This window comes from Pseudomonas qingdaonensis (genome assembly GCF_018398475.1).
GTDB lineage: Bacteria > Pseudomonadota > Gammaproteobacteria > Pseudomonadales > Pseudomonadaceae > Aquipseudomonas > Aquipseudomonas palmensis.
The window spans coordinates 700001-711624 of record NZ_CP074676.1 but is presented as its reverse complement, the minus strand read 5'-3'; the positions used below and the strand labels follow the sequence as shown (position 1 = coordinate 711624).

Here is an 11624-nt window from a genome sequence, read left to right as displayed (position 1 = left end):
TGCGCCGGCGCCTTACACCTGTTCCAGCATCAGCCCGGAAATACGCTTGACCTTGCGCCGCACCGCCTCCTCGAAAATGCCCTGGCGCGGCTCTATCAGGCTGAAGCAGTCCTTGGCGCGGGTGATGCCGGTGTAGATCAGTTCCTTGGTCAACACCGGGTTCAAGGCGTCGGGAAGCACCAGAACCGTGTGGGAGAACTCCGAGCCCTGGGACTTGTGCACCGTCATGGCGTACACGGTTTCAACCTGACTTAACCGGCTGGGCAGGACGAATCTGACGCCGCCCTGGCCATCGTTCCGAGGAAACGCCACCCGCAGCAACGGTGTGGAGGCCTGGGCGTCCGGCAGGCGCAAGGCAATGCCGATATCGCCGTTCATCAGGCCCAGACCATAGTCGTTGCGCGTCATCAGCACCGGGCGACCTTCGTACCAGAGCTGTTCGCCATCGATCAGACCGGCCGCTGTCAGCACCTTGCCGACCCGCTGGTTCAGGCCCTCGACACCCCAGGGGCCCTTGCGCACCGCGCACAGCAGCTGGAAGCGCTCGAAGGCGCGCAGCACCTTCAGTGCCCACGCCTCCCAACGTGGATCGTCAGCGGCGGTATCCGGCGCCGGGCGGGTCTGGCGAATCAGGTGCAGGTACTCACGATAGCCCTGCGGGCTGTCGCCACCGCGGCCCAGCCCCTGCAGCAGCAGGGTGTCGAGCTTGCGGTCGTGCTCGCCGCTCAGGCGCAGGCTGTGCACGTCGGCAAGACCTTGCTCGAGCAGCGCACGGGCCTGCTCCGGCTGCTGGCCGTTGACCTGGCGCGCCAGCTGGCCGATACCGCTGCCCTCACCAAAGCGGCGCGAATGGCGCAACATCACCACTTGCTGGGGCAAGGGGTCGCGCTGGGCATCGCCCTCGACCAGGCCGCTGCCGGCCAGCGACTCGCCACTGACCTGCTCCAGCCAGCTGCGGGTGGCAGCGCTGTAGCGCCCGGCCTCGGCATCGCGGCACAGGTCGCCCAGCACTGCGCCGGCCTCGACCGACGCCAGCTGGTCCTTGTCCCCGAGCAGAATCAGGCGCGCATGCCCCGGCATCGCCGCCAGCAGGTTGGCCATCATTTCCAGGTCGATCATCGAGGCCTCGTCGACCACCAGCACGTCCAGTGGCAACGGGTTGCCGGCGTGGTGACGAAAATGTCGCGAGCCCGGGCGGCTGCCCAGCAGGCGGTGCACGGTAGAGACATCGCTGGGGATGTTGCTGCGCACGGCGTCACTGACGGCCAGCCGCTCCACCTGCTGGCCGATGGATTCGGTAAGACGCGCCGCTGCCTTGCCGGTCGGTGCGGCCAGGCGGATACGCAACGGGCGCCCGACCTCCACGGCCGGGGCCTGCAACAGGGCCAGCAGGCGCACCACGGTGGTGGTCTTGCCGGTGCCGGGGCCGCCGGTGATGATGCTGAAGGCACTGCGGGTGGCCAGCGCGCAGGCGAGCTTCTGCCAGTCGACCTGACCGGCCAGCGCCGAGCCTTCGAACAGCGCATCCAGGCGGGCGCGCAAATCGGCGGGCGTGGGTTCGGCCTGTTCCAGGCGTTCGCGCAGGGCACTGTCGATGCGCCGTTCATAGGCCCAGTAGCGGCGCAGGTACAGGCGCTGCCCACTCAACACCAGGGGGCGCGAAGCCTGCGCTTCGCTGCTGCCCAGGGCAACCAGCGCGCTGCCTTGCAGGCGCTGGCACCAGGTGGCCAGATCGAGGCGCTCCAGCAGTTGCGAAGGCAGCAGCAGGGGGCCGGCCAGGGCATCGCCCTCGGGTGGCAACGACAAGGCAAAGTCAGGCTCGGCCAGGGTTTCGGCCAGGTCCAGGCACACGTGCCCGTGCCCCAACTGGTGGCTGGCCAGTGCGGCGGCCAACAGCACCAGCGGGTCGGCCTGCGGGTCGCGTTCGCCGAGGAAAGCCACGAAGGCGCGGTCCAGTGCTCGCAGCCAGCCGCGCTCGACCCATCGATCGAGCAGCGCCAGCAGGTCGGCGCCCACCGTCAACGGCGCCAGGGCCGCCAGATGCCCGGCATCCAGAGGGGTGGGCAACAGGTCGTCGAACGTGCGGCTCATGCGCTGTCTCCGGAAAACAGATCAGGTTGCTGCGGTGCGCTTGCGCCGCTGAACAGGGCATCGAGCCGCTCGATCAGCACGCGCGGCGGCTTGATGAAGTACAAGCCCTGGCTGGCCGCGTGCACCCCACGCAGGAACAGGAACACCGCGCCGCCCACATGCCGGTCGTAGTCGTAGTCGGGCAGGCGGGCACGCAGCTGACGGTGCAGGGCCAGCAGGTACAGCACGTACTGCAGGTCGTAGCGATGCTCGAGGATCGCGCCCTCCATCGCCAGCTCGCTGTAGGCCTGGTCGTCGGTGCCCAGCCAGTTGGACTTGTAGTCGGCCACGTAGTAGCGCCCGTCGTGCTCGAATGCCAGGTCGATGAAGCCCTTGAACATGCCATTGAGCAGCGCCGACTGCGCGGCCGGTCGGGCCGCGCCGTCATGGGTGTGGGTGCATACCAGGCGGTCGAGGGCCAGCACGTCGACCTGATGGCTGGCGAACCAGAACTCCATCTCGATCTGGTACTGGCTCAACTGGCCCAGGGCAACCGGCGCACTGTCCGGTGCCAGGTGCAGCGGTGCGTTCAGCAGGTGTTCGAGCCAGTTGCCGAGGGTGTTGATCCAGCCGGTCCAGTCGCGCCGGTTGCAGCGCTGGGCCACGGTCTTGTGCAGTTGCTCGGGCGCCGCGACCACCTGGCCGAAGCCTTCGTGACCGGCCCATTCGAGCAGCCCGTGGAGGAAGGTGCCGGGGTTGGGGCCACGCGGGAAGCGGTGGATGTCGCCGCCCGTCGCCACGACTTCGCGCAGGGCCTGCGGATCGGCCGGTTCATCATCGAGCAGTTGCTGGGCCTGGGAGCTGTCGGCGGTGAGCAGCTCCTCGCCGATGCGCAGTGCACTGTAGGAGGCGATCCACCAGTTCTCTGCGGCGCGGCGGCGCGGCTGGCGGGCCGGAAGCAGCTCGGCGGTGTTGCGCGGGGCCTGGTAGCGCTGGGTGTCGGCAATCGGCAATACCTGGCTGTGGATGGTCGCGCAACCTTCCTGCAATGCCTGCAGCCAGCCCTCAAGGGCGGTGGAAGCCGGCAGTACAGCGCCGCCGCCCAGCAGGTAGCCGAGCGCGCAGCGGTGCAGCAGCGACTCCTTGCCGGTGCCGCGCTTGAGGTCCGCCACCCCCAGCCAGCACGCGTGCTGGGCACGGGTCAGGGCCACGTAGAGCAGACGCAGGTCTTCGGCCAGGCGCTCGTCATCGGCCAGGGCGATCTGCTCGGCATCAGGGGTCAGGGTCAGCTGGGCATTGCCCTGAGCGTCGTGCCAGCCCAGGGGCAGGCGCTTTCCGTCCACCGGCTTGGCGGTGCTGATGAAGGGCAGGAACACCAGCGGGTATTCCAGCCCCTTGGATTTGTGGATGGTCACCACCTTGACCAGTTGCTCGTCGCTTTCCAGGCGCAGGATCTGTTCTTCACCGGCCTGGCCGGAGCTGGCCAGGTGTTCGCTCAGGTGGCGGATCAGCGCCTGCTCGCCGTCCAGCTCGGTGGCCGCCTGCTGCAGCAGCTCGGCCAGGTGCAGCAGGTTGGTCAGCACCCGTTCGCCATCGCTGCGGCGCATCAGTACCTGGGGCAGGTCGAAGTCGTGCAGCAGGTGACGCAGCATCGGCAGCACGCCCTGGGTGCGCCAGAGGTGGCGATAGTCGCGGAACTTCATGACCCAGTGTTCCCACACCCGCTCGTCCTGGTTGAGCTGGGCCAGCCGGGTCAGCGGCAGGTCGAGGGTGACGCTGGCCAGCGCCGCCTTGAGCAGGCGCTCGCTGTCGGGTTCGGCGCAGGCCTTGAGCCACGCCAGCAGGTCGTGTGCCTCCTGGGCGGCGAACACCGAGTCCTTGTCCGACAGGTAGACGCTGCGTACGTCGCGGGCGGCCAGTTCGGCGCGGATCAGCTGGGCCTCGCGACCGTCGCGAACCAGGATCGCAATGTCCGATGGCAAACAGCCACGCAACGCCTGGCCTGGCTGGACAAAGCCGCTGGTGCCCAGTTGGCCGCCGTTGAGCAGGCTGACGATCTGGGTGGCGCAGCTGGCGGCTACCTGTTGGCGATAGACCGCGCCGGACAGCGGCTCGTCGCTTGCCAGGTGCCACAGGTTGAGCGCTGCCAGGGGCTGCCCGTCGACCTGCAGGTGCTCCTTGCGCCCCTGCGCCCTGACCGCCACGAAGGGGACGGGGTTCTCGGCGCCGTCGCGGAACAGGAACCCCCCGCGACCGGCCTCGCGCTGTTCGGCGCGCATGAATACATGGTTGACCGCATCGACCATCGGCTGGCTTGAGCGGTAGTTGGTATCCAGGCTGTGCAGCCGTCCGTGGGTGGCGCGTCGGGCGCCCAGGTAGGTGAAGATGTCGGCGCCGCGGAAGGCATAGATGGCCTGCTTGGGGTCGCCGATCATGAACAGCCCGGTTTCGCGCACGTCCTCCTCGATGCGATAGATACGCTGGAAGATGCGGTACTGCACCGGGTCGGTGTCCTGGAATTCATCGATCAGGGCCACCGGGAACTGTTCGCGGATCAGCCCGGCCAGGCGCTCGCCGGCCGTCCCGCCCAAGGCCGAGTCGAGACGCAGCAGCATGTCGTCGAAGCCCATTTCGGCGCGGCGGCGCTTTTCCTGCTCGAAGCGTTTCGACACCCAGTTGGCGGCGTGTTCGAGCAGGCGGGCGTCCGGGGTCGGTAACGCCTGCAGCTCCAGGCGCAGGCCGGGCATGGCATCCAGCGCCGGGTGGCTGGGCGGCTCGCCCTTCCAGGCTTCGGCCATGCCTTGCGGGGTGAAGCGGGTGAACCCGGTGCCAATATCCAGCTCCACCGCCTGCTCGTCCTGGGCCCAGGCCGCGATCTTCTCGCACCAGGGTTCGAAATAGCGCGGCTGCATCTTGCGCCCGTCCACTTGCTTGGCGGCATGTGCGGCATGGCACAGTTGCAGCAGTTCCTGGGCCCACTGTGCCCAGGGCGCCTTGAGCTGGCGCAGCCGTTCGGCACGTTGTTGCACCACCGCTTCGATCAGCGCCTGTGGGTCGGCGCTGTCTTCCTCGCTCCGCGTGCGGCCGAACAGCGCGCGCACCCTGGGCAGCAATGCCTCGGGGCTGCTCCAGTGGCTGCGCACCCAGGCCAGGGCCTCGCCGTGCATGGGGTAGCAGAAGCGCCGCCAGTAGTCGCGCATGACCTGGCCGAGCAGCTCGCTGTGGTCGGTCTCCAGGGTCTGGGTGAACAGGCTGCCGCTGTCGAACGCGTGCTCGCGCAGCATCCGCTGGCACCAGCTGTGGATGGTCGAGACGGCGGCTTCGTCCATCCACTGCGCGGCAACGTCCAGGCGGTTGGCGCAGGCGGGCCAGGTGTCCGGGGCGTAGTGCTCGCGCAGTTGCACCAGCAAGGGGTCGGCTTCGGGCAGTTCGCCACGGAAGAACCGCGCCGCTTCGGCCAGGCGGGTGCGAATGCGCTCGCGCAGCTCTTTGGTGGCCGCATCGGTGAAGGTCACCACCAGGATCTGTGGCGGCAGCAGCTCGCGCCCGAAGCCCTGCTCGCCGCCATGGCCGAGCACCAGGCGCAGGTACAAGGCCGAGATGGTAAAGGTCTTGCCGGTGCCGGCACTGGCTTCGATCAGTTGGCTGCCGTGCAGCGGGAAGGTCAGTGCCAGCGGCGGCTGGTGTGCGTGGACAGTCATGGATGCGCCTCTTCACTGCCCAGGCGTTGCCAGGCGGCTTCGAACATCGGCCGGTACAGTGCCTCGCACCAGCCCTCGAATTCTTCACTCGCGGTCAGCGCCGCGAAATCACTGAACTGCCGGGCCAGTGCGGTGCTTTCGCTGCGCTCGCCGCGGGTGTTCTGGCCGTCGCCGTCGTAGGCCTTGGCTGCGGCCGCCAGGGCTTTTTCAGGGTCACTCTGGCCGAGCCAGGTGAAGGCGGTCTTGATCGCCACCGGCAGCGGCGCATTCATGCCGGCCTGCCGGGCCACCAGCAGATCGCCGAGCAGTTCCGCGGCACGCGGTTGCTCCAGCGGGTCGAGCAACAGGGTCACGTCGGTGGCGACCACTGCGCTGCTCAACCGGTGCCCCACGGCACACGCTGCCAGGTGCATGACCCAGGTCGCCACCAGTCGGTGCCACTTGAGCGATTTGCCGCTGCTGATGCCGTTGGGCAAGGTGGTGATGCTCAGCAGCGCCTGGTCGTCACGCTGGTACACCCGCCCCAGCCAGCCTTCGAGCCGCAACTGGCGATACTCGAAGCTGATCGGCAGCGCACTGTCGATCAGGGTTGGCCATTGGCCGAGCAGTTGAGCGTGTCGCAACAGCAGGTCGGGCAATGGCTCGATCAGTTCGGCCTGCAGGCATTCACCGAAGCCGGCCAGCGGCAGCATGCCGCTGCGTTGCAGGCGACGGGCCTGGGCCTGCAGGGCGTCGGTGCTGTTGGTGGGGTCGGCCAGGGCTGCGCCCAGCAAGCTTTCGCTCAGGCTGTAGCGCTGCAGGGCGTCGAGCACGAAGGGCTCTTCGTCGGCCAGGGGGGCTTCGGCGGCTTCGAAGAACACCTTCAGGCGCTGGCTGAAGAAGTGCCGAACGGGGTGGCGCATGAAGTCCTGGAGCAAGGTCAGGCTCAGGGGCTCTTCGGGCACGAAAGGCTCCAGTTGGTCGGCCTCGGTCGGCAGCTGCGTTGGCGGCAGGTGCAGGGCGCGCCATTCGCTGGCATAGCTGAACAGGTTGCTGTGCTTGTGGAAGTAGCGGGCGCTGAACGGTTGCAGGGGGTGTTCCTGCGTCAAGGCGTGCAACAGTTGCAGACCGCCCTCCACAGGGTCGTCGGCCTTGGCCTTGGGGCTGCGCCAGCCGGCGGCGAGGTGATCGCGCAACTGGCCGATGAGCACCGACGCCGGCCGCTCGCTGTTGTCGCGAATGCTGCGGCCCACCCAGCTGACGTACAGTTGCTCACGCGCCGACAGCAAGGCTTCGAGCAGCAGGTAACGGTCGTCCTCGCGTCGAGAGCGGTCGCCGGGGCGGTAGTCGCTGCCCATCAGGTCGAAGTCCAGCGGCGGCTGCGCACGCGGGTAGTCACCATCGTTCATGCCCAGCAGGCACACCACCTTGAAGGGGATGGCACGCATGGGCATCAGGGTGCAGAAGTTCACCGAGCCGGCCAGAAAGCGCTGGGACAAGCGCCCCTGGTCCAGGCCGGCGAGCCAGGCTTCGCGCACCACCGTCAACGGCAAGGCGTCCTCGAGCCCGACCGACTCGCAGGTTTGCAGCCAGGTTTCGCACAGGCCCTGCAGTTGCACCAGCAGGTAGTCATCGTGTTCGGTTTCGGCCAGGAAGAACACCTGCAGCAGGGCATGCAGGCGCGTGCCCCATTGCGCCGCCGGTGCCGGCTGCGAGAGCTCGGCATGGGCCACCTCGAGCGCATCGAGCAGGGCCACCAGCGGGCCGATCAGGGCAGCATCGAGGCCGCCGATTTCATCATAGGGTTCGATATCGTCGCAGCTGTCGCCCGTGCCCACCGCATAGCCCAGCAGCATGCGGCGCAGGCCGAATCGCCAGCTGTTCTGCTCGAGGTCATCGGGCAGGCCCAGGCCGGCACGCTGCTGTGCATTGAGGCCCCAGCGCACGCCGGCCCCTTCGATCCAGCGGTGCAGCGTGGGCAGGTCGCTTTCCTTGATCGCGAAGCGGGCACGCAGGGCGGGAACATCCAGCAGATCGAGAATCTCGCTCACCGGGAAGCGGCTGTCCGGCAACTTGAGCAGGTGCTCCAGGGCAATCAGCAGCGGGTCGCGGCCGCGCTGGCCCTGGTCGGTCAGGGTGAAGGGAATGTAGCGCGGGTCGTTGCGCCCAAGCTGGCCGAACACGGCGCGGATGTGGGGCGCATAGGTGTTGATGTCCGGCAGCATCACGATCACGTCGCGCGGGCGCAGACCGGGATCGGCGCTGAAGCGGGCGAGCAACTGGTCGTGCAGGATCTCGACCTCGCGCTGCGCGCTGTGGGCCACATGAAAACGCACCGAGCGGTCCTTGGCCGGGTCGACGGCGGGCCACAAGGCGCGGGTCTCGACCAATGGGCGCAGTTCGAGAATGTCGTCCTGCAACTGGTTGAGCAGAGTGGCCTGCCCGTTTTCGGTGAACAGGTCGATGCGCCCGTCACTGAACACATTGCGATAGCTGCCCGGGTCATCGTAGCTGTCGAGCAGGTTGATGTAGTCCCGGCCCTGCTTGCCCCAGGCCGCAAGCAGCGGATGGGCATGCTGGTGCAGGGTGTCGGCGTCGATCAGGCTGGGCATGCCTTGCTTGCGCTGCTGGCGCTTGTACTGATGGCGCAGCAGGTCCTTGTCGGCGACGATATCGGCCCAGTGGTGACGGCAGGGGTTGTGCACGCATAGCAGCACCTGGCTGAAACGTGCCAGGCCTGCCAGCGCTTCAAGGGCCTGGGCCGGCAACGAAGAAATGCCGAACACGATGACCCGCGATGGCAGGCCCTTGGGGGCTTGTTCCAGTGCATTGATGCGCTCGACGAAACGCTGGTGCACGCCGGCACGGCTCTGGGCCATGCCTTCCTCCCCCACATCCAGCAGCAAGGCACGCCACAGCTCTGCCTGCCAGCAGTTGGCGGGGGCCAGCGCACGGGAGTCGCCACGAGCGTTGCTCAGCACGTGACGTCCGGCTGCCCAGTCCTTCAGCCAATCGGCACGGTACACCTGGTATTGGTCGAACAGGTCGGCAAGGCGCTCGGCCAGCTGGTAGCGCTTGCGCAGGTCGCTGTCATCGGTAAGAAAGCGCTGCAACGGCTCGAAATGCGGCTGGTTGATCACTTCCGGCAGCAGGCGCATCAGGCGCCAGGTCAAGGGCGCCTTGTCGAGCGGGGAGGTTTCAGGAATCTCTTCGCGGCCAAGTACCCGGCGGTACAGCTGCCACATGAAGCTACCAGGCAATTGCACATCGATGGCGGCCGCGATGCCGCAACCGCCCTGGTCATCGTCCTGCGGGTCTTCGGCCAGGGCCAGCTTGAGCCACTGGGCGATACCGTTGCTCTGCACCAGCACCATCTCGTTTTCCAGGGGTGCCAGCGGGTAACGCCGCATCAGGCTCACCACCAGGCCACGCAGTTCATCCAGGTGGTTGCCGTGAACGACCATGAATCCCGGTTGAAGCGTGCTTGCATGCGGCATGGGGCATCCCTTGGGCTGTGCGGATTTTGGGGGGAACCTTATCACGGTCTGCGTACAGACCGAGGGCCTGCAGCTTTTCGGCCCACAAAGACAAAACCCCTACCTGCAGATGCAGATAGGGGTTTCGGAATTTAATCTTGACGATGACCTACTCTCACATGGGGAAACCCCACACTACCATCGGCGATGCATCGTTTCACTACTGAGTTCGGGATGGGATCAGGTGGTTCCAATGCTCTATGGTCGTCAAGAAATTCTGTTGCCAGAAGGTCTTGTTCAGACACTCCAGCGAATCGGGTATGTGATGTTCGTGAGTTACAAATCTTCGGCTTACTGTGTCTTCACAACACCGCAATCTGGTCGTTCGACGCAAATTGCTTGGGTGTTATATGGTCAAGCCTCACGGGCAATTAGTATTGGTTAGCTCAACGCCTCACAGCGCTTACACACCCAACCTATCAACGTCGTAGTCTTCGACGGCCCTTCAGGGAGCTCAAGGCTCCAGTGAGATCTCATCTTGAGGCAAGTTTCCCGCTTAGATGCTTTCAGCGGTTATCTCTTCCGAACATAGCTACCCGGCAATGCCACTGGCGTGACAACCGGAACACCAGAGGTTCGTCCACTCCGGTCCTCTCGTACTAGGAGCAGCCCCTCTCAAATCTCAAACGTCCACGGCAGATAGGGACCGAACTGTCTCACGACGTTCTAAACCCAGCTCGCGTACCACTTTAAATGGCGAACAGCCATACCCTTGGGACCGGCTTCAGCCCCAGGATGTGATGAGCCGACATCGAGGTGCCAAACACCGCCGTCGATATGAACTCTTGGGCGGTATCAGCCTGTTATCCCCGGAGTACCTTTTATCCGTTGAGCGATGGCCCTTCCATACAGAACCACCGGATCACTAAGACCTACTTTCGTACCTGCTCGACGTGTCTGTCTCGCAGTCAAGCGCGCTTTTGCCTTTATACTCTACGACCGATTTCCGACCGGTCTGAGCGCACCTTCGTACTCCTCCGTTACTCTTTAGGAGGAGACCGCCCCAGTCAAACTACCCACCATACACTGTCCTCGATCCGGATAACGGACCTGAGTTAGAACCTCAAAGTTGCCAGGGTGGTATTTCAAGGATGGCTCCACGCAGACTGGCGTCCACGCTTCAAAGCCTCCCACCTATCCTACACAAGCAAATTCAAAGTCCAGTGCAAAGCTATAGTAAAGGTTCACGGGGTCTTTCCGTCTAGCCGCGGATACACTGCATCTTCACAGCGATTTCAATTTCACTGAGTCTCGGGTGGAGACAGCGCCGCCATCGTTACGCCATTCGTGCAGGTCGGAACTTACCCGACAAGGAATTTCGCTACCTTAGGACCGTTATAGTTACGGCCGCCGTTTACCGGGGCTTCGATCAAGAGCTTCGCGTTAGCTAACCCCATCAATTAACCTTCCGGCACCGGGCAGGCGTCACACCCTATACGTCCACTTTCGTGTTTGCAGAGTGCTGTGTTTTTAATAAACAGTCGCAGCGGCCTGGTATCTTCGACCGGCATGAGCTTACGGAGCAAGTCCTTCACCCTCACCGGCGCACCTTCTCCCGAAGTTACGGTGCCATTTTGCCTAGTTCCTTCACCCGAGTTCTCTCAAGCGCCTTGGTATTCTCTACCCAACCACCTGTGTCGGTTTGGGGTACGGTTCCTGGTTATCTGAAGCTTAGAAGCTTTTCTTGGAAGCATGGCATCAACCACTTCGTCGCCTAATGGCAACTCGTCATCAGCTCTCGGCCTTAAGATCCCGGATTTACCTAAGATCTCAGCCTACCACCTTAAACTTGGACAACCAACGCCAAGCTGGCCTAGCCTTCTCCGTCCCTCCATCGCAATAACCAGAAGTACAGGAATATTAACCTGTTTTCCATCGACTACGCTTTTCAGCCTCGCCTTAGGGACCGACTAACCCTGCGTCGATTAACGTTGCGCAGGAAACCTTGGTCTTTCGGCGTGGGAGTTTTTCACTCCCATTGTCGTTACTCATGTCAGCATTCGCACTTCTGATACCTCCAGCAAGCTTCTCAACTCACCTTCACAGGCTTACAGAACGCTCCTCTACCGCATCACCTAAGTGATACCCGTAGCTTCGGTGTATGGTTTGAGCCCCGTTACATCTTCCGCGCAGGCCGACTCGACTAGTGAGCTATTACGCTTTCTTTAAAGGGTGGCTGCTTCTAAGCCAACCTCCTAGCTGTCTAAGCCTTCCCACATCGTTTCCCACTTAACCATAACTTTGGGACCTTAGCTGACGGTCTGGGTTGTTTCCCTTTTCACGACGGACGTTAGCACCCGCCGTGTGTCTCCCATGCTCGGCACTTGTAGGTATTCGG

Annotated in this window: 3 protein-coding genes and 2 rRNA genes (1 of these 5 cut by a window edge); all 5 read right to left on the bottom strand. The window is 64.6% G+C overall.

The features are described from left to right. Positions 1–12: 12 nt before the first annotated feature. On the bottom strand, positions 13–2091 hold the full coding sequence (gene recD, locus KH389_RS03225) for an exodeoxyribonuclease V subunit alpha (protein ID WP_213606872.1): 2079 nt from the start codon (positions 2089–2091) through the stop codon (positions 13–15). Continuing rightward, positions 2088–5771: an exodeoxyribonuclease V subunit beta gene (recB, locus tag KH389_RS03220; RefSeq protein ID WP_213606870.1), complete on the bottom strand. Its 3684-nt coding sequence runs from the start codon at positions 5769–5771 to the stop codon at positions 2088–2090. Before recB ends, recD begins: the two co-directional genes overlap by 4 nt. After that, the gene (gene recC, locus KH389_RS03215; protein WP_043860720.1) at positions 5768–9247 is read right to left on the bottom strand and encodes an exodeoxyribonuclease V subunit gamma; all 3480 of its coding nucleotides are present in this window, start codon (positions 9245–9247) and stop codon (positions 5768–5770) included. The genes recB and recC overlap by 4 nt, the downstream gene beginning before the upstream one ends. A 135-nt stretch (positions 9248–9382) precedes the next feature. Then, a 5S ribosomal RNA gene (rrf, locus tag KH389_RS03210) occupies positions 9383–9498 on the bottom strand. Positions 9499–9636: 138 nt separating this feature from the next. Then, positions 9637–11624: ribosomal RNA gene (locus KH389_RS03205) — 23S ribosomal RNA — on the bottom strand; it runs 903 nt beyond the window's last position.